Consider the following 20278-nt stretch of genomic DNA (forward strand, 5'->3'; position numbering starts at 1 on the left):
GGAGGAAAAAATATGGTAAAGAAAATATCAGAAAAAGAATTTAACGAAGTGAAAGAAAGTAAATTAGCAGTTATCGATTTTTCAGCACAGTGGTGCGGGCCGTGCAAAATGCTCGCTCCGATTCTGGAAGATGTATCGAAGGAGCTTGACGGAAAGGCGGCGTTCTTTAATGTAGATGTAGATGAAGCCCCGGCCCTCTCAAACCAGTTCGCCATTCAGAATATACCATCGCTCGTGGTTTTTAAAGACGGTGAGAAAGTGGATATGCAGGTAGGATTTCAGCCCAGAGCAAATCTTCTGCAGTTCATCAATGCTCATCTTTAAGTAAAAGACATTGCATCAAACGCATAAAGATGATAAATTAAATGCTATAGATTCATACCAACGGGGGAAACTTATGGCCGATCAATATGATGTCTTAAAACTGGAAAACCAATTGTGTTTTCCGCTATATGCTTGTTCTAAGGAAATCGTGAAGAAATACAAACCTTTTCTGGACGAGCTGGACCTGACTTATACCCAATATATTACTATGATGGTTTTGTGGGAGCATAAGCAGATGAATGTAAAAGAGCTGGGCGGATACTTGTATCTCGATTCAGGAACTCTGACACCGGTTTTAAAAAAATTGGAGCAGAAGGGATGGATAGAACGATGCAGGGCAACGGAAGATGAAAGGGTATTAAATGTCTCCTTGACCGAGGCCGGCTATGCGTTAAAGGAGAAAGCGGTCCAAGTACCGAAATCCATTGGCGCTTGTATAAAATTGGAATCGGAGGAATCACAATTCCTCTATAAAACTCTATATAAAATTTTAGGAGAGCTTGCGCAATAGAAAAGCACTGATTCTTTTCTGTTTTCGTTCAAAGAAACAGTTTGTGAACCGGGATTGATATGTACAAGGCGGATGGCATATGCTATCCGCCTTGTGCTGTTTTATGCGATGTTTTCCTGTTTCACATTTTCCGCAAACAATGCGGTCAGTTCATCATCCCTGCCCTGCTGACTGAGTTCAATTCTTCGAAGTGTCAGTTCATTTTCTAATATTTCTTCGTACTGCATAACTGAATCCTTTCGATTGTTTTGAGAAGCTCCGGTCCTCAGCAACACAACATGCTACAACGCGTATACGAAGCCCATTCTCTTTTTTCTTGAAAATTTCCTTAATAAAAAATATAATATCAATAACAAGATATTTCTTTGAGAGGAAGCCAATATGGAATATATCAGCACAAAAGACACATCGGGAAAATGGGGGCTTACCCCTCGGATGGTGGTCTGCCACTGTATAAGCGGCCGCATTGAAGGCGCGCAAAAAATCGCAGGCGTGTGGCTGGTCCCCAAGGATGCACAGCGCCCGGAGGACAGACGAAAAGGCAACGGACGCAAACCCACAGCGGAGAATAAGGAGCGTGACCTATGAACTTATTGCTTTCATTGATCCACGGCAGTTTTTTAGATAAGCGCTTTGATCTGCGGATACGGCTGTTCAACATCCTGGCGATGGCGGGCGTGATGGTCAGCTTCATATCTGCCATCGTCTCCGCCGTAATGGGAGAAAAGCTGCAAAATGCCGTCGTATATCTGGTATTTGGCCTGCTTGCGGCGGCGCTTTTGTGGTACGCAAGCAAAAGCGGCCGGTATCAGCTCTGCTATATGATCACTATCGTCACCATTTTCCTCATGGGCTTTCCCTTCTTTTTCTTCAACAACGGCGGATATTACGGGACGATCCCCTACTTCTTTATCTTTGCTCTGGTCTTTACCGCCTTTATGCTGGAGGGCAAAACGGCCTTTCTCATGGTGGGGGTAGAAATGCTCCTATACATAGGGCTGTGCCTGTACGCTTACTTTTTCTTTATCCCCGAAGACTTCTACATAAGCAGCCGGAATGTGATGATTACCGCTGTGTTTGGGTTTGTCGTGGTTGGTCTTGCCCTGAGCATTGTCATGCTGCTGCAATTTCGGCTTTACAACGAACAGCAGAAAAAGCTGGACGAGCAGAACCAGATTCTCCAGAGGACCAGCCGCGCGAAAACAGAATTTTTATCCAACACCTCCCACGAAATGCGCACGCCGCTGACAGTCATCTCTGTGAATGTGCAGACGGTGACCGAAATTCTGGAGGATATGGGCGAAGCGGTAAAGGACGCGGAGGCGGCGGAGCTGCTCCAAAACGCCCAGCAGGAGATTATGCGGCTGGCCCGCATGGTAGGCGGAATGCTGACGCTGGCTTCCATGAGCGAAAACACGGACAAACAGGCGGTGGATTTCACATCTCTGCTGCGCAGCAGTGCGGAGATGTTCTCCCTGCACTTGCAAAAGAAGGGCAATGCCCTGGCCACGGAAATTGCGGGAGAGCTGAACGTGTTCGGCAACGCGGATTTGTTGGCGCAGGTGGTGGCTAACCTCCTGCAAAACGCCGCCGCCTACACCGAGAAGGGCGAAATTACCCTGAGGGCGGAAAAAGCGGGTCATGAGATTCTGGTGACGGTCAAGGACACCGGAGTTGGCATTTCAGCGGAGCTGCTCCCCCATGTGTTTGAACGGGGCTTTTCCACCGGGGGCACAGGCTTTGGCCTGTATCTGTGCAAGACGGTGGTGGAATCCCACGGCGGCCGGATATGGATCGAAAGCCGGCAAGGAAACGGCGCGGCGGTCATGTTTGCCCTGCCGACCTATGAGGGACAATTTGGAGGTGATACGATATGAAGCGGATTTTACTGGTGGAGGACAATGAGCAGATTATGCGGGGCAATGAGCGTATGCTCGCGCGGCGGGGCTATGAGGTCGTCACCGCGCTGACCCTTGCGGATGCTCACAACGCTTGTGACGCACAGATGCCCGATCTGTTTGTACTGGATATTATGCTGCCCGATGGAAGCGGGCTGGACTTTATGAGCGAACTTCGGCAGCATTCACATGCGCCGGTCCTGCTGCTGACCGGGCTGACTGCGCCGGAGGATATTGTGCGCGGGCTTTCCAAAGGGGGCGACGATTACCTTGCCAAGCCCTATGACTTCGGTGTTTTGCTGGCCAGAGTGGAGGCTCTTTTGCGCCGAGCGGAGAACATCCCCGAGAAGCTGACCCGCGGCCGGCTGTCCTTTGATATTATGGCGGATGTGGCGATGCTGGACGGAACCGACTTACTCCTGACCCAGAAGGAATTTGCCCTGCTGCTGATTTTTGCGCAGAACGAGGAGCGCTGCATCAGCGCGGAATACTTGTATGAAAAGGTGTGGAAAGCCCCGCTGGCCGGCGACAGTCAGGCGCTCAAAAAAACCATCCATCGTCTGCGGGAGAAAATTGAAGGCAGCGGATGGCGTATCGAATGGTCTAGGGGCGAGGGGTACAGCTTCGAGAAAGAATAATAGATTTCAAAAATATTGCGGCGAGAGTGACAATTTCGGAACTCTCGCCGCTTTTTATTTTCTCCCATATTAAAATAGGAGCGAAACGAACAGGCCTTTGCCGCGCTGATCAAAAGCGGAGTGTTCTGCAGGCCGCTCACCGTCGGTGAGCGTATCTGCCGGCCCGGCGGGCCTTCCATCATACTGAAGGAGATTTTTGGGATGCTTCTATCCCACGGCGATGCAGTACAAAACCAAGCTAATCTTTAAGGAGGAATAATTTTATGAAACGAACATGGAAACAAATCAGCAGCTTGTTTCTAGCGGTGTGCATGGTCTTTACAATGTTGCCGATGACAGCTTTTGCCGAAACAGATGCGAAGGATTCCGGTCAACCGCTGGGGATCAGCAGTGAAATCACCGCCTTTGCGGATTTGGACACGGAGGTGTCCCAACAGACGGAGGAAACCGGCACGGCGGAGGACGAACTGAATCTGCCGCAAAGCCTTATGGCCACCGCCACGGACAGCGAGGGCGAGGAAGACGAAACGGCCATCCCGGTATCGGGCTGGACTGCCGAACCGGACTATGACGGCGACGCCGAGGGGGACTATCTCTTTACCCCGGCGCTGAATCTGCCCGAGGGCTTGACACTGGCGGAGGGCGTAACCCCGCCGGCCATCACTGTGACCGTCACTGCTCCGGCTGCCCCGGCGCCGCGCGGTGTGGCTCAGCTGACGAGCACCGGCACCGTCACAGGCACCATGAACATCGGTGGTACAACTGTCGATGACCTTTCTACAGGCACCCCATCCGGCAAGGGCTGGGCATGGAACGCCTCCGACGCCACCCTGACGCTGGACTATACCTATGTCGGTCAGCCCATCGCCATCAACTGCCAGTCCGCAGATACTGTCAGCCTTGTGTATACCGGCGATGTTTCAATCACCAGCGCCGCCGCCAGCGCAATTTATTGTGTTGGCAATCTGAATATCACCGGCAGCGGCGGTACACTGAAGCTTGACTCCACCAGCGGCGACAGCCAATATTGCGCCATTGAGGTCTACCAAGCGCTAACCATCGGCGGCAGCGCGAATGTGAACGCCACATGCGCGGGGTCGGGTACAAGTCCTTCTGCGGCGGTGATATACGGGATGTGGGGCGTAACCGTCAGCGGCAGCGCGAATGTGACGGCAACCGCGACAGGAACCGATGCCAGCGGTATTTGGGTTGAGAATGGGGATATCACCATCTCCACCGGCGGCACAGTGACAGCCAACGGTAACGGCATAGGCGGCGCCCTCGCTATGTGGAACGGCATGAAGCTGAATATGACCAGCGGCAATCTTGCGCTGACCGGCGCACCCCTCAAGGGTATTCCATTTGCAGACCTGCTTCTTACCGGCGGCAGTGTCACGCTTGACGGAACATCGGTCTATAAGGCCGTGCTGACGCTTTCCGGCGTCAGCGCAGCAACACCGGTGACCGCAATCAGCTCGCCCGCCTCGGGCTACGGCGTTTCCAGCAAAAACACAAACGCCGATGGCAAGCTCTGCTTCCTGCTTCCGGCAGGCGATCAGACAATCACCCTCACAGCGGGCGGCAGCAGCTATACCGGCACGGTGACTGTCACCACCGATAATGCGGCCACGGCGACGCTGACGACGGGCGGCACAGCGCCCGTCAACGGCTGGACGCTGGATGACGGCCACCTGACCATCACCAGCAACGAGGGTATGACCGGCTGGATAGCTGCCGGCTATAACCCCAAGGCCTCCGTAACCGCCCTGACCATCGGCGCGGCCGTGTCCAGCATTCCAGTCAACGCGTTTGTTAGCTGCATCCATCTGGCCACGGTAACCTTTGACGGCACGCCGGCCGTGACAAGCATTGACGGCAGCGCGTTCGCTTACTGTGCCCTCACCGCCTTTACCATACCCGCCAGTGTTAACGCGATTAACCCCACCGCATTTATCGGCACCCCGATTGCCGCATTTACGGTGGCGGATGGTAATACAGTCTTCAGCGTCTCCCCACAAGGCGCGCTGCTGACAGACGGCGGGGCCACGCTGTACGCCTTTCCCCGCGGAAATACCGGCACATACACCGTGGAGACCGGCATTACCGCCATCGGCGATTTTGCGTTTGATGAAACTGATCTTTCCGTCGTCGTCATCCCCGATACCGTGACCTCCATTGGGGGCAATGCATTTTCGGGCAGTTCTACGCTGGCCGCCGTGGTTTTCGAGAGCGATACCCCACCTGACATCGGCGGCGACCAAAATTTTCAATATTGCGATCATCTGTCTTCCATCTATGTTCCGGCGGGCGCAGTGGATACCTACAAGGGGGTAACCGGCTTGGCCAACTGCGTCGATATGATCAAGGCGGCCTCCGGTCCAAGCCCCAGCGTCAGCGATGAATCCGGGCTGAAAGCGGCGCTGGAATATGCGCTGCCGCAAACCATCACCGTCGCGGGACCCATCACGCTGAGCGCGTCCGACGTTACAGTGGGCGCAGACCACACGCTGAACATTAACGGCAACACCCTGACCATCAGTAATAACAGGGGCATCATTACAAACGGCAAAGCCCTGACCATTAACGGCGGCGGCACGGTAAAGGTCGCCAACCCCGCCCAGAATGGTATTCGGGGCGGCAACGGTACCAGCAATATCGATGGCGGTACGCTGAACCTTGTAAATGTCACGGTGGATCTGGAGAACACAGGCAATTCCGGCGGCCTGTCCAATATGGACATTACTGTGGGCAACGGCGCCACCATCAACCTGAAGTCTCCGACAGCAGGAGGCCAGATCCGGTTAGGAGACAATAGAACCCTGACCATCAGCACCGGCGCCGCGGTGAACGTCAATGCTTTTACAGACAGGGGTATTGACATGCTGGGGGGCACAATGCATGTAGACGGCGGCACGTTAAGCGTTAAGGTGGGTTCAGGGGTTAACCAGGGTATTTCCAGCAGCAAAGGCGGCAACTTCCTGAAATATTCTTCCGGTACGCTTTCTCCCGAGGAGGGAAGCGGGATTTATTTAATTGTGACCTCAAAACTCGAAGGCATGGGCAACAAATTCAAGGACCGGGGCACGGTCTTTACCGCTTCCGGGCAGGTCGCGGTGGGCGCAAGTAACGCACCGGCCTCGGCAGCCGGCTTGACGGAGGGCACATATTTCTGGAACGGCACTCAGTTCGAGAAACATGGGATCATTGTCACCACAGAGCCGCAGGATGCAACTGTCACACAGGGCGCAATCAGCGGATTCCTGTCGGCAGAGGGTACAGCCAGCAACGGCAATCCGATCGATTGTCAGTGGTGGCAGCGCAACGAAGTACCAGGGGGGTTTTATTACAGTATGATTGCCGGGGCGACAGGCAGCAGCTTTTCCATCCCGACGAATTTAACGGCGGGGACTTATATCTTCCGCTGCCAGCTCACCGCTGCGGGCTGCCATGACGGGTATACACGCGATGTAACTGTGACGGTGAACCCGCCGGGCAGCGTGACAACCTACACCGTGACTGTCACAAGCGGCACAGGCAGCGGCAGCTATGCGCAGAGCGCAACTGTAACCATCACCGCAGACACCGCACCGAGCGGCCAGCGGTTCAAGGATTGGACGATTACTCCGTCAGTCACCTTTACAGACGGCACAGGCATAACCAGCCAGACCGCCAAGTTCACCATGCCCGCGCAGACAGTCACGGCAACGGCGACCTATGAGCCTATTCCGGCAGGCACAACGGCTGTAACCGGAGTGAATTTAAACAGAAACAGCCTGTCCCTCTACAGCAACACCTCACCGAACGCAGCAGCACTCACCGCTACGGTCTCCCCGGCCGATGCCACAGAGCCATCCGTGACATGGCGGAGCAGCAACACAGCAGTTGCCACCGTAGACACAAACGGCATGGTAACGGCTGCGGGCAACGGTACGGCAACCATTACCGTAACTACCACAGACGGTGGTTATAGTGCTTCCTGCGCTGTAACCGTGACCACCTATTCCAGCAGCGGCAGAAATGACGGCAATGGTTCCAGTTCCGGAGGTTCCTCCAGCGGAAGCTCCGGCGGCACGACTACCACCACTACACCCGGAAAGACACCGAACCAGCCGGTAACGGCGGCGACCCCTGTCACGGCGACAGCGGGAACGAACGGTACGGCAAGCGCCTCCATCCCGGAAAAATCTGTTACTGATGCCATTGCCAAAGCACAGGCCGACGCAAAAGCACAGGGCAAAACCGCAAACGGCATTTCCGTGGTATTGAACGTCACCATGCCCAAGGGCGCAACCTCCCTGACGGCTGCTCTAACCCGTAACTCCTTAAACAGCCTTGTAAGCGCAGGGGTAACACGCCTTAAATTGAGCGGCTCTCCGGTAACGGTCAGCTTTGATGCCAAGACATTGGCTGAAATCCAGAAGCAGACCACAGGGAATATCAGTATCACCATTTCCCCGAACACCAGCCTTTCCGCTTCGGCAAAGGCCATGATCGGATCAAGGCCGGTATATGACCTGACCATCAGCTACATCAAGGATGGCAAAAACGCCACAGTATCCGGCTTCGGCGGCGGTACGGCTACGGTTGCGGTTCCCTACACGCCGGGTAAAAACGAAGCGGTCGGCGGCCTGTATGCGGTCTATGTAGACGGGGCAGGCAACTCTACCCGTATCGCAGACTCCGCTTACGATACAAACAGCGGCTGCTTGATCTTCACCACTACCCACTTCTCCCTGTACGGGATCGGCTACACGGCTCCGTCAGCAAAGTTTACGGACATCAGCACCCATTGGGCAAAGGAATCCATTGATTACGTGGTCGGCAGAGGGCTGCTTTCCGGAACAATGGAAACCACCTTTGCACCCGACACCGCCATGACACGGGGAATGCTGGTGACGACCCTCGGCAGACTGGCGAATGTGGATACCAAAACGTACACCACAAACAGCTTCACTGATGTGAAAACCGACAGTGCCCTCCGTCCATATATTGAATGGGCATACAAAAAGGGCATCGTGCAGGGCATTGGCAACAGTCAGTTTGCGCCTGACAGAGCAGTTACCCGTGAGGAAATTGCGGTCATCTTCACAAACTTTGCGAAAGCCACCGGCTACACACTGCCTGTCACCCGTACCGCTACAACCTATGCGGACGCTTCCAGCATTGGAAGCACTTACCAAACAGCAGTAACAGCCATGCAGCAGGCAGGCATCATGATGGTCCGCAGCGAAAATAAGTTTAATCCCAAAGCCAGCACCACCCGCGCGGAGTTTTCTTCCATGCTTCACCGTTACATCAAGCTGGCCATCGATCCTGCCACAGCGCAGGGCTGGGCGAAAAATGACGCCGGACAGTATTTCTACTACAAGGACGGCAAGGCCCTCACCGGCTGGTGTGACATCGGCGCAGGCGGCAACAACAAACGCTATTACTTCTACACCGACGGATCTCTGGCGGTCAGCACCAACATCGACGGATATGAGGTCGATCAAAACGGCGTGAGAAAAACGAAATAGTCACAGATATTGAAAAATCACAGGGAGTTAGATGACAGACTCTCTGTGATTTTATTTTTGTATTTAACATTTTGCTATCGACTGATTTGCTATCTGAGTCAAGAGCAAATGCTGATGATTTTATTTCCACATAATAAAACACAGCCTTTTTACTACCATTGATTTTGTATGTAAATTTTCCTGAATAAATTTAGTAGCTTATACTATAAAACGCTTCAGGTTCTCCTCCAGATTTTTAGAGCAGTTCTTCAGCATAACTGCCATATTAGCAAGCTCTTCCAGCGTATTCAGCTGTTCCTGCGTAGATGCGGATACTTCTTCCGACGCTGCCGCTGCTGCTTCGGAAGCCTCCGCAATATGATTGATACTGCCAAGAACGCTGTCCTTGTCTTGATCTATATTATGAATTACCTCCATAATCTTTTTCATATCTTGCAGCAGTTCATTCATTGCCATATCAATCTTATCGAAATACTCTGCCGAAGCCTTTGACGATTCTGCCTGCTCCTTGATTACCGTATTTGCTTTCATGATAAACTCTGTGGAATCCTTTGTTTTTGATAGGATTTCCTTTGTTAGGCTCTCTATCTTTTCTGTCTGCCTGCCGGACTGCTCCGCAAGCTTTCTTATTTCTTCGGCAACAACCGTAAAACCTCTTCCATGTTCTCCTGCTCTTGCCGCCTCAATAGACGCATTTAAGGATAATAGCGCAGTCTGATCTGAAGTCGTATTAAGAATCTCTGTGAACTCATTAATAACTGTTATACTCTTTGCCAGTCCTGATATCTGTTCGGCAACCCCTTCCGTGATGGAGATAACCTCTAACGCCTTCCCATCAAGTAACTGTGCAGCCTGAATTCCTTCTACCGTATAGTTCTTAACATTTCTGGCCGCAGATTCCATGGCATTTGTACTGCTTACTGCATGGCTGATTCCATCCGCTAAGCTGGCGAAAACCTGTACACTATTGTCAATCTCCTCACTTTGCATTCCCGCACCCATGGCAACATCATCAATTGCACTGGATATTTCCGACGCAGTACGGGTAGTTGAGGCAGATATCTTTGAAAGAGCTTCTGCGGTTTTGCTCACTTCCTCTGACAGTTCATTGCTTTGCGATATGAGCGTTCGGAGGCTTTTTACCATGGCGTTAAAGGAGCTTGCTACCTTTCCGATCTCATCGGTACGCTTTGTTTTGGCTGTGACTGTCAAATCGCCTTCTGCCGAAAGAGACATTGTTTTTTCCACACCCTTCAATGCCTTTGTCATATTAAGTGCAAAGAACAATCCCCCTAATACGGCTAATGCAGAAAAAGCAACACCCACCAGCACGATTAGGTTCTTAATTTCATTGGACCCCTGAAGTACTTCTGACTCGGGAATCATGATTATGTAAATAAAGCCTGATTTATCGCATTTATTATAGGTAACAATCGTACTGACGCCATTTACCTCCATTGTAAAGGTGTCGGCATCAACCAGCATCACCCTTTCTTCCACTTCTGTAAAAACAGATTCTTCCTCTCCTTGTTCCATCTCGCTATATGGAAGAGCAGAAATCCTGTTGCCGTTAGGCGCAATCAGATATGAGCTGTCATTTTCACCGACTTTTATCTTGGATAGCATGGACTGAAATGCATCGTAACTTAATTCAATCTTAACCGCTCCGACTGCCTCTGTGTTCGAATAATAAAAGCTTTTAACCGCTTTTCCTACTGTGAGATATCCGCTATTCACATAGGTATCTACCTCGTCCGCATTTAACCATATCATATCCGTACTGTCTATCAACTTCCGGTAAACAGCAGTCTCACGGATATCTGTGACGCCTTCCGGCAAAGTGCAGACCGGACCTATCATATCCCCGGTAACGTACATTAATGACAAACTGCTGATAAACTTATTTGTAATAGTAATACTTTGAATCTCTTTATCGAGCACTTGCAAGAGCTTCCTTCTCTCCATACTCCACTCTGCTTCTTCTTTATCTCCAAGCCCCTTCGGCTGCTCCAGATTGTTAACGACATCCTGAAATGCCGTACTTAAAGAAACTTGTAAAAATACTTGGTTTATACGCTCCATCTCCTGATCGATCATATCGGCCGTCTGTGAAGCGAGGGCCTCCTTTGCTTTTCGGGACTGTTCCTCGAGCGCTGTTTTCGATATCCCGGTAGCCATTACCCCGATAATCAATATCGGCACAAAAACAACCGTTACTATAACACTGATCAATTTTTGCAGTAAACTCATTCTTTTCAGGAATTTTCTCATTCGTATTACCCCCGTGAACCATAATACATATCGATAACAGTATAAATCATAATCATCTTCTATAATATTCCAGATTTATATTGCTTTTCCCAAAAATATACTATATTCTTAATGTCTTTTCGCGCATACCTCCGTTTTGCTCAGCATAACTCAGGCGAATATACCCGTCTGTTCATCCGAGTCCCAAAGCAAGGCCGAAAGCATTTTTCTTTCAAACTTACCTTTCCTGCTGCTCCTTTTCCCGCCTTCCCTGATTCCTATACTCCTTCGGTGTAAGCGCCACGTACTTCTTAAATTGTACAGAGAAATATTTATAATCGCTGTATCCTATCATTTCCGCTATCTTATAGACCTTATGATTTGTGTTTACCAATAATCTCTTCGCTTCCTGCATGCGGAGCTTCTGGATATAATCAATATAAGTGATTCCCGTTACTTTTTTAAATAAAAAGCTGAAATAAGTTTCCGACAGATAAACATGCTCACTAATCATTTTCAGGGTGATTTTTTCGCTCAGGCATGTGGAGATATACGCCTTTGCCCTGTCGATGAGTATTTGCTGTTCCTTTATTTCCATCGGGGCGATGGTCTCATCAATTGCCTTTGCGAGAGTTACCATAATATTGATAATATAAGCCGACAGTTCCTTAACGGTCAGCGCTTCTTTTACAAATTCATTAAACTCATCTCCGATAATCTCCTCCATTGCTCCATTACTGTTCATAATCTTAGACTGAACCATTAGTTTAAGCGCAACACAGTAATTTTTCACGATTTCCGGCAATAAATTCTGCTCGGAAAGCGTGCGGAACATGGATACCAGATATTTTCTCGTATCCTCATAATTTCCATTGCTGATGGCGATAGCTGCATGCTCCATTTCTTCCGGATAGAACCGGATAAAGTTCTGTTCATATTTAGATTCATTATTGTCCTGATAAACCTGAACTCTGTATTCTCCAAGATAAAAATTATTCTGGATCGATTTCTTTGCCTGGCTGAAGGACTTGGCTATATGGTGAATGGACGGATAGCTTAGGCCAATCCCTATCGTGTACGGCACTGCCACATGTTTGAACAGACAATTATGGATGCTGTCGCTAATGCTTTCCAGGCAGGGTACCATGAGCTCATCCTGCTTTTCCTTTGACGGGAAGCAGAATACAAAGTTAATTCTATCACAGTCCTCCACAATATAATAAACATCATCGATATCGCACAATTCCTCATTTATAATGTTCCGATAGGCAAAGGTAAGCAACCGCTTGTCTGTGCCCCAATTGGATTCCAATTCCTCAAAGATGCTCTTTCTATCGAATTTTATCGTTGCCGCCGCAAAGTAATGCCCGGTGAAATCCAGTTCCAAAGATGCTGTCTTCTCCTCAAAATCATTAAAAAGGCTGATATCTCCATCCAGCATGGACTGGAGGAATTCATTCCTGAGAGTTTCGTATCCCGCATTCAAATAAATATTGCTGTGATATATTTCTTCCTTAATTTCCCTTTTCCGATCCATGTTCTCCTTCAGAGAGGTAAAGGTATCCAGTAATTTTTGTTTATTGACAGGCTTAACTAAATAATCAAATGTTCTGAAATTAATTGCCTGACGGGCGTATTCAAATTCCGCAAACCCGCTTAAAATAATAATTTCGATATCAGGATACCTCTGCCTCGCTATTCTGGCCAGCTCCATACCTCCCATGACCGGCATCTTAATATCTGTCAATAAGACATCCACCTGAACTTTCTCCAGTTGTTCCAAAGCCGCCTTTCCATTCGAACTTTCCGCCACGACTACAAATCCCAAGGATTTCCAGAGGATGCTGTTCACGATACCCTTACGTATCATATTTTCATCTTCCACTACCATCAGTCTATACATAGCTCACTCCTTAACCGGGATACACAGACTTACTGTTGTACCTTCCGTTATTTTTGATTTAATATTTATGCCATAAGGTTCGCCAAAGTATATCTTAATTCTTTGATTCACGTTTCTCATACCGATGCTATCCCCTACTCCAAGAATAGAATCGTTCATTGCCAGCGTTATCCCGTCACAAACATCCTTCTCCATGCCTCTCCCGTTATCCTGTATCTCGAAGATAATGGTATCCGCTTCTTTCTTACCTGTAATATGAATGATTCCGCCTCCTTCTATCCCTTCAAATCCATGAGAAATACAATTCTCAATGATAGGCTGAAGAATGAGCTTTACCGTTTTATAATGGACGATTCCCGGATCTATTTTCCATATGACATCGAACTGATTCTTATGCATAATCTTTTGCAGGCATACATAGCTTTTAACATTTTCAATCTCCGTATTGATGGATACAAAAGCTCCTTTTTCCGACACGCTCGTTTTAAAGAATTCACCGAGAGCCGATACCATCTCCCCAATCTCTTCATAGTTATTCATCTGTGCAATCCAAAATATATTATCCAGAAGATTATACAGGAAATGAGGATTTATCCGCTGCTGTAAGGCTACCAGTTCCAGCTCCTTGATTCTTGTCCTGAGCTGCGTCTCATTTATATTTGTAGTATAGGTTTCCTCCAATACTTCGTTTAACTTGTTGAGCATGGAAGTAAATACTCTGTTTAGAATCTCATTTTCGTCCTGAGAGTTTATATCTGCTTCTTCCTCCGGCTCAATAAAGATATCTCCCTCTTCAATCCGTTCCATTCTCCCAAGCAGCCGGTTCAACGGAATCTTAATACTTTCATGCACCAGATATGAGGTACTTCCGGTGCCGGCCACTACGAGCAGGAATATCACAGTTACCGTTATTAACCCGCGAAGATCATATTTTGTCCGGATAAAGGTATTATTTATGTTAAGTCCCGTATCCAAGATCGGAACTGTCACCTCGTAAAATAATTCCGGTTTTTCAAAGCGGGAACCGGCAACAACTCTGTCCTGGATGTCAGTAATTGCGATTTTCTGCTTTGCGGAACCTGCTGCATTATCAAGCACTTCCTTTACCGCATTCAAATTGATAAGTATCACATACCTCGCTTTCAATCCGCTGGTATAGTCTACTTCAACCATTTCCGTTCTGCATAGCGCAGGCTGCTGTCCGTAATCCACATAGCTCCAGCTCGGACCATCCTCCAGTCCTTTACTGATTTCTTTTGCATCGACTAATATTTTCATATAGGAAAAGGATGTTCCGTCTTCAAGAATAATTGCCGCATAGCTTATTTCCTCCTGATTGGAAACAATACTCGCTATCGTATTTTCAATCCGGTTGCTTACCTCTTCGGTCTGGTATATAGGCGAGATTGCATACAAATATATATCTGTCAGGATATCGTTGTTTTCTTTCAAATATTTGAACTTTAACTCCAGCTGGTCAAACATATCATTGACCCTTATATCGGACTCATACGTGAAATTATCATAATTACGCTTAATATTATCGTTATAATATAGAAATTCGATTGCTCCGCTAATAATGATCATGATCGAAATCGGAATAACGCATAAAATAATAAAGGCATAAAGAAGGCGTCTGCGTATCGAAATTTTTCTGAGATATCCTACAAACTTATCCATATTGTTTTTTACCTTCGCTTCCGTTGTCCTTATAGACAGGCATTGTTACCCTGATCTTCTCCGATTCTTTATCCATAACAACCCCGAACGCATCTCCATAGTAAAGCCTCAGCCGTTCGTCCACACTGTTAATGCCTCTTGTATTTACCTGTGTTTTATCAAGCCGGCCTAAGAAATATTCCACCGCATTTCCTGTCATAGTCACCTGAATGGTATCAAGTTCCCCTGCAATGGATATGCCGATATCAATCTGACTTTCGAGATCGTCCAGATTAGCTGAAATCACATCTTCTACAATAGGGTGAATCGCCAGCTTTATAATCTTTGTATGCCTCATGGATATGGATACATCCCAATAGTTTACAATCCGATTCTCAAAGCGCTTATTTTGTAAAAAAATGTAATTGTTTACGCTTTCGACCTCATTTTCAATGGTAATGTATTCCCTCCCCTTTATGATAATGACCCTTAAATAATTGCCAAGTGCATTAACGATCTCACTGATTTCCTCATCGCCCTCCAATTGCCCGTTCCAATAGATGGATTCCAACGTATTGTATAGAAAATGAGGATTTATCTGCTGCTGCAGTGCAGAAAGTTCCGCTTCCCTGCGAAGCTCCCTCAGCTTTGTCTCCTGCAGCTTAATTTCATATTGCTTTTGCAGGGCCTCCACAAGATTGCTGCTCATTTTATTAAAGCCTTCTATTACGGCATGATATTCATCGTTCCCGGCATCCTCTACAAACTTCTCCACCTTGGGTTTCTTCATTTCTTCCATTAGACGGTTAATCGGTTCCGTAATGCTTCTTGTAAACAATATGGCAAATATAAAAGCCAGTACAGCAAATAAAACGGCTGTAAATACGGTAATTCCAAACTGAATAAAAGCTGACTTAAGAAGCGTCTGTATATCTATTAGATTAACGATGGTAAGGTTCGTATTGGAAATGGGTTCTGAAACGGATATGGAAAGCATCTTATCTGCGCCAAAGACAGAACCTACCTGTTCTTCATTAGAAGCACTGATAACAATATTGTTCTCATCGATAATCATTACCTCATTTAAGAGATTGGTCACGTTTTCATAACATACTTTATTAAAATAGGATAGGTCCAAGGCTGCGACAATATTCCCGACGCACCCTTCATTGCTGTATATACTCCTGGTAAGTATTACATAGCTGTTCTGGTCGCTTGGAACCTCCTTGGGACTTACCTTCATAAGCACCTGTCTCGCTGACCTGGAAAGCAGCTTGCTCGTCTTGAAATCGCCGTTGGACACCGGAGACGGATAATAGAAATAAGAACGATTCACAGAAACTATCTCACAGGCATTCACTGCACCGCTGGCGCCAAACGTACTTCCTAAAACGAGACGTATGTGATTTTCAATATCACTTTTCTGATTCCAGTCCACTTGATGATAAATCATAAGTTCATTCACAATCTCCGGATTCATTGCGACCTCTTCCAGCAGATTCATATGAGAAAACATATAATAAGAGATGTTGTTGGCAATCTGAGAAGAAGATTCCTGCAAGAACATTTTCGCTTCCCGTTCGTTTTTCGAAAAAGAATATACCGCATTATAACCGCCGATCAGCAGTATCGGTAACACAGACATATAAACAAAACACCAGATCAGCCTTCTGTAAATACTGTATTTGTATAGGCTATTTAAACCCCATTCTTTTATCATGCCAAAACATCTGTTAACCATTAACGCTCCCATACGCCGCTCGATCAGACGCCCATTCACTTATTGTATTGAAATCCCCACAATTTTTCCGCGATGTACGACCAGTGCCTGATATCATTGCTGTTATCGGCATCGATAATATATGGCGGAATCGTTACCTTCGCCTGCTTGCCGGTAATGCTGATGTCACAGGTCTGCCAATAAGTTCCCTCACAAAAATACTCCCCTTCCGGAATCTCTTTCCCGGCCAATACATAATCTTCCAATAAATCCACCGTAATATTTCCATATGCAATTACATCTTGGGCGATAGCAGCATCTACATATCCCTTGTTGATCAAGCTTACAAAATATGGCTCGGCATCGATCGTCACAAGAATAACATATCCGTCCTTCCAAAAAGGATACCAATGTCCTGATTCCTGAAGAGCTTCCACCAGCCCCCTCCCCGGATGCTCACTGGAGCAATGAACTGCATCAATTTCCATTCCTTCTTCAAAAGCTTTGGTAAGCTCTTCCTTCACAAGCTCAGGCATCCCTTCCGTTGCCCTCGGTACATAAGTAATATCGGGATACCGATTGATTACTTCTTCAAAACCTTCTTTCCGGAGGCGCCATGCATTGCTTGTTAATTTCCCGTAAGCATTGAACACAGTTCCCCTCGCTTCCCCATATTTCTCAATCAACTGCTCCACAATAACTTCCGCCGCCAGCTGTCCGGCCTTATAATTATCAAAGCTTACATCGATTGCCAATGTTCCTCCTACTGCGTTGGTATCAATGGTACACATAGGTATTCCTGCCTCATTCCCGCGGCGGATTACTTCTTCGATAGAAATGCTGTCAATTGCAGTAGTAATGATCGCATCCGGTTTCTGCTTTATAAAATTTATAATCTGCTGGTTCTGCCTCATAGGGTCATAATCAGCAACAGAGTTTTGAAAAATCCATCCTCTTTCCTCTACCGCTTTCTTGACCGATTCATTCATAATGGCATAAAAATAGGAATTAAAGCTTTTGTGTGCAAATGCAATTGTAACCGGTTGTTCCTCGGTATCAGCAGCTTCTTCCGCCCTCATGCTGTCGGATTCCATGCCGGTACATGAAGCGAAGAGCATCATGCACAATATAATACCTATTAATATCTTACTGCGCCGCATTCTATCCCTTTGCCGCTTTATTCCCATATCTATACCATCCTTATATTGCCGATTGGAATCTGTTACTTTGTGTAAAAATTATAACATATTTTCCGTTGCTTGTGGATTTCATCCCTCTTATATTTTCCAAAATGGGATGCCCCTATAAGCAGGAACACCCCAACATTTTACATTCTGGTCCTCATTGCATCACTTTTAATGCTCCTGAGGCGTTTCATAACATCATTTCCGCCTTTTCCGAAATAATCGTGCAAAATTTTATATTCCTGAAACAGCTTATCGTATCTTCTCACATTGTCGGCATTGGGTATATATACTTTGTCCTGAAGACGGGACATATGCTCGGATGCTTCCTCAATAGTATCATAACCGCCGCTTTTACTGCCTGCTGCAACCGCTCCGAACAGGGCTGCTCCAAGAGCCGGTGCCTGCCTGGATGCGGAAATATGAATTTCCTTATTGGTTACATCCGCATAAATCTGCATCATCAGCTCACTCTTACGAGCAATGCCTCCTGCTGCATAAAGCTCCTCAATAGGGACTCCTCCTTCTTCAAAGGCTTCTATAATAATTCTTGTACCATAAGCAGTTGCTTCAATCAAAGCCCGGTAAATCTCTTCCGGCTTCGTCTGCAGGGTAGCCCCTAACAGCATTCCGCTTAAGGATGCATCCGTCAATATGCTGCGGTTTCCATTCCACCAATCCAGTGCGATCAGTCCGCTTTCTCCCGGAAGCTGTTCTTTTACTTTACTCTCAAGAAACTGATGGATACTGATTCCTTTTTCGGCCGCTTCTTTCTCGTAGCTTCCCGCCACACAATTTCTGACCAGCCAATCAAAATGATCTCCTACACAAGCCTGCCCTGCCTCATAAGCATAATATCCCGGAACAACGCCGTCTTCCACCACACCGCCGACTCCCGGAATAAAATGCTCCTCCTCGCTCATCATAATATGGCAGGTACTTGTTCCCATAATCATAAGCATCTTACCCGGCCCTGTAATCCTGACTGCCGGTAAGGCCACATGTGCATCGATGTTTGCCACCGCCACAGGAGTTCCTTCCACAAGTCCGGTTAGTTCCGCCGCATCCTTTGTAAGATATCCGGCAAGGTCCGTTGTCGCATATATGTGATTACTCAATTTCTCTTCTACAAAGTTCTCCATTCTGGAGTCCAGCTCTGCAAAAAATTCTTTGCACGGGTACCCGTCCCTTTTAGACCATACCGCCTTATAGCCAGCCTGACATAAGCTTCTCTTTTCTTCTCCGACGAGCATCATGACCACCCAGTCCCCGGCTTCCATAAAGCGGTCCATCGCCTCGTAAATTTCCTCATCCTCATGAAGTATTTGCATCGCCTTGGGAACTACCCACTCGGAAGACATTTTTCCGCCGTAACGAGCCATGAACTTTTCACCTCTGCGATGGGCAACCTTGTTGAACAGGTCTGCCTCCCTCTGTGCCGCATGGTGCTTCCAAAGCTTTACATAGGCATGAGGCCTATCCTTGAATTCCTCCTTAAAACAAAGCGGTGTGCCGTCTTTATCCACCGGAAGTACCGTACAGGACGTAAAATCAACACCGATTCCAATAATATCTTCTTTGCTCACATTGCCCTTCCTAAGTACTTCAGGCACTGTTATTTGTAAGACATCCAAGTAATCCTGCGGATGCTGCAATGCGGTTTCACTTGGAAGACGTTTCGTGGAATCCGGCAAATATTTATCCATAACGGCGTGTTTGTATTCCAATACGGAATCACAGACTTCCTCGCCATTTTCAACATCCACCAGCACTGCCCGCCCGGACAGCGTTCCATAATCGATACCAATGGTATATTTTTTCATTATCCTTCTCCTAGCATCTAAAACTAATAAAAGTTATCCGAATTAGAAACAGCTGAATGCTCCGTCAATCACAAAGTCTGAACCGGTGGTGAAATCACTCGTATCACCTGCAAGATAAACAGCGATCGCCTGTAATTCATCCGTATGTCCCAGTCTGCCCATAGGTGCCATTGCGTTCCATTGTTCGATTAAGGCTTTCAGATGCGGTGCGTTCAGAACGAGTTCGGTACCCATATATCCCGGGCTGATACTATTCACCCTTACACCGCGCTTTGCGAATTCAACTGCCATGGATTTCGTCAATTGGATGACGCCTGCCTTGGAAGCATTGTAGGAGCATTGAGGCTGGGGCACGTTAACAATATGCCCGGACATAGAGGCCGTGTTAATAATCGAACCCTTGCCCTGCTTTAGCATAACCTTGGCTGCTGCCTGTGAGGTTAAGAATACCCCAGTCAAGTTAATATCAATTACTTTTTTAAACTGATCCAAAGTCATCTCCTCCGCCGGAATATTCATACAAATCCCAGCATTGCAGAAAGCAACATCCAATTTACCGAATTCTTTCAGAATAGCGGCAATCATTTGATCGACATCCGTCTGGTTCGTAACATCCGTCTTAATTGCCATTGTTTTAACTCCTGTAGCGTCAGCAATTTCCTTTGCCGTCTTTTCCGATTCTTCTATATCTACATCGACAATTGCCACATCACTTCCTGCCTCAGCAAGCGCAACAGCTATCGCCTTACCAATTCCCCTCGCGCCTCCCGTGACAAATGATGCCTTCCCGTCTAATCTCATTCTTTCCATAATACCCATATGAATTTTCTCCTTTATCCTATATTTAATCTA

13 protein-coding genes are annotated in these 20278 nt (G+C 47.5%); 5 read left to right on the plus strand and 8 right to left on the minus strand.

All coding sequences use genetic code 11. The features are described from left to right. The first annotated feature begins 12 nt into the window (after window positions 1-12). Together trxA and CC90_RS0114055 are read left to right on the plus strand one after the other, a co-directional pair. Complete coding sequence (gene trxA / locus CC90_RS0114050) at window positions 13-324, plus strand: thioredoxin (protein WP_031391403.1); 312 nt, start codon at window positions 13-15, stop codon at window positions 322-324. Window positions 325-397: 73 nt separating this feature from the next. Then, on the plus strand, window positions 398-835 hold the full coding sequence (locus CC90_RS0114055; RefSeq protein WP_031391404.1) for a MarR family winged helix-turn-helix transcriptional regulator: 438 nt from the start codon (window positions 398-400) through the stop codon (window positions 833-835). Between the two features lie 101 nt (window positions 836-936). On the opposite strand, the gene CC90_RS24840 is transcribed toward CC90_RS0114055, so the two are convergent. Further along, a complete protein-coding gene (locus CC90_RS24840; RefSeq protein WP_278245478.1) occupies window positions 937-1062 on the minus strand; it encodes a hypothetical protein in 126 nt (41 codons plus the stop codon). A gap of 357 nt (window positions 1063-1419) precedes the next feature. Between CC90_RS24840 and CC90_RS0114070 the strand changes: the two genes are divergently transcribed. The 3 genes from CC90_RS0114070 to CC90_RS23245 all read left to right on the plus strand — a co-directional run bounded on the left by CC90_RS0114070 (window position 1420) and on the right by CC90_RS23245 (window position 8887). Continuing rightward, entirely contained in the window at window positions 1420-2712 is a 1293-nt protein-coding gene (locus CC90_RS0114070; RefSeq protein ID WP_031391406.1) for a sensor histidine kinase, read from the plus strand. Beyond that, the gene (locus tag CC90_RS0114075; protein ID WP_031391407.1) at window positions 2709-3371 is read left to right on the plus strand and encodes a response regulator transcription factor; all 663 of its coding nucleotides are present in this window, start codon (window positions 2709-2711) and stop codon (window positions 3369-3371) included. Before CC90_RS0114070 ends, CC90_RS0114075 begins: the two co-directional genes overlap by 4 nt. A gap of 263 nt (window positions 3372-3634) precedes the next feature. Beyond that, the gene (locus CC90_RS23245; protein WP_051869603.1) at window positions 3635-8887 is read left to right on the plus strand and encodes an S-layer homology domain-containing protein; all 5253 of its coding nucleotides are present in this window, start codon (window positions 3635-3637) and stop codon (window positions 8885-8887) included. Between the two features lie 198 nt (window positions 8888-9085). On the opposite strand, the gene CC90_RS0114090 is transcribed toward CC90_RS23245, so the two are convergent. The 7 genes from CC90_RS0114090 to CC90_RS0114120 form a co-directional block, all read right to left on the minus strand. Next, the gene (locus CC90_RS0114090) at window positions 9086-11158 is read right to left on the minus strand and encodes a methyl-accepting chemotaxis protein (protein WP_031391408.1); all 2073 of its coding nucleotides are present in this window, start codon (window positions 11156-11158) and stop codon (window positions 9086-9088) included. A 217-nt stretch (window positions 11159-11375) separates the two neighbouring features. Continuing rightward, window positions 11376-13040, minus strand: coding sequence for a response regulator (locus tag CC90_RS0114095; RefSeq protein ID WP_031391409.1), 1665 nt, complete (start codon window positions 13038-13040; stop codon window positions 11376-11378). A gap of 3 nt (window positions 13041-13043) precedes the next feature. Further along, window positions 13044-14720: a sensor histidine kinase gene (locus CC90_RS23250; protein WP_051869606.1), complete on the minus strand. Its 1677-nt coding sequence runs from the start codon at window positions 14718-14720 to the stop codon at window positions 13044-13046. Further along, entirely contained in the window at window positions 14713-16440 is a 1728-nt protein-coding gene (locus CC90_RS0114105) for a cache domain-containing sensor histidine kinase (protein WP_031391411.1), read from the minus strand. The genes CC90_RS23250 and CC90_RS0114105 overlap by 8 nt, the downstream gene beginning before the upstream one ends. Window positions 16441-16475: 35 nt before the next feature. Next, on the minus strand, window positions 16476-17606 hold the full coding sequence (locus CC90_RS0114110; RefSeq protein WP_051869608.1) for a sugar ABC transporter substrate-binding protein: 1131 nt from the start codon (window positions 17604-17606) through the stop codon (window positions 16476-16478). Window positions 17607-17746: 140 nt separating this feature from the next. Beyond that, a complete protein-coding gene (gene araB / locus CC90_RS0114115; RefSeq protein ID WP_031391413.1) occupies window positions 17747-19426 on the minus strand; it encodes a ribulokinase in 1680 nt (559 codons plus the stop codon). 42 nt (window positions 19427-19468) lie between these two features. Next, window positions 19469-20245 (minus strand): SDR family oxidoreductase, encoded by a 777-nt coding sequence (locus CC90_RS0114120; RefSeq protein WP_031391414.1) that lies wholly within the window; start codon window positions 20243-20245, stop codon window positions 19469-19471. Between the last annotated feature and the right edge of the window lie 33 nt (window positions 20246-20278).

The organism is Kineothrix alysoides, assembly GCF_000732725.1.
GTDB classification, from domain to species: domain Bacteria; phylum Bacillota; class Clostridia; order Lachnospirales; family Lachnospiraceae; genus Kineothrix; species Kineothrix alysoides.

Bases quoted from the DNA above. Each gene is read 5' to 3' on its own strand.
- trxA (WP_031391403.1), top strand. From the start codon at position 13: ATGGTAAAGAAAATATCAGAAAAAGAATTTAACGAAGTGAAAGAAAGT.
- CC90_RS0114055 (WP_031391404.1), top strand. From the start codon at position 398: ATGGCCGATCAATATGATGTCTTAAAACTGGAAAACCAATTGTGTTTT.
- CC90_RS24840 (WP_278245478.1), bottom strand. From the start codon at position 1,062: ATGCAGTACGAAGAAATATTAGAAAATGAACTGACACTTCGAAGAATT.
- CC90_RS0114070 (WP_031391406.1), top strand. From the start codon at position 1,420: ATGAACTTATTGCTTTCATTGATCCACGGCAGTTTTTTAGATAAGCGC.
- CC90_RS0114075 (WP_031391407.1), top strand. From the start codon at position 2,709: ATGAAGCGGATTTTACTGGTGGAGGACAATGAGCAGATTATGCGGGGC.
- CC90_RS23245 (WP_051869603.1), top strand. From the start codon at position 3,635: ATGAAACGAACATGGAAACAAATCAGCAGCTTGTTTCTAGCGGTGTGC.
- CC90_RS0114090 (WP_031391408.1), bottom strand. From the start codon at position 11,158: ATGAGAAAATTCCTGAAAAGAATGAGTTTACTGCAAAAATTGATCAGT.
- CC90_RS0114095 (WP_031391409.1), bottom strand. From the start codon at position 13,040: ATGTATAGACTGATGGTAGTGGAAGATGAAAATATGATACGTAAGGGT.
- CC90_RS23250 (WP_051869606.1), bottom strand. From the start codon at position 14,720: ATGGATAAGTTTGTAGGATATCTCAGAAAAATTTCGATACGCAGACGC.
- CC90_RS0114105 (WP_031391411.1), bottom strand. From the start codon at position 16,440: ATGGTTAACAGATGTTTTGGCATGATAAAAGAATGGGGTTTAAATAGC.
- CC90_RS0114110 (WP_051869608.1), bottom strand. From the start codon at position 17,606: ATGGGAATAAAGCGGCAAAGGGATAGAATGCGGCGCAGTAAGATATTA.
- araB (WP_031391413.1), bottom strand. From the start codon at position 19,426: ATGAAAAAATATACCATTGGTATCGATTATGGAACGCTGTCCGGGCGG.
- CC90_RS0114120 (WP_031391414.1), bottom strand. From the start codon at position 20,245: ATGGGTATTATGGAAAGAATGAGATTAGACGGGAAGGCATCATTTGTC.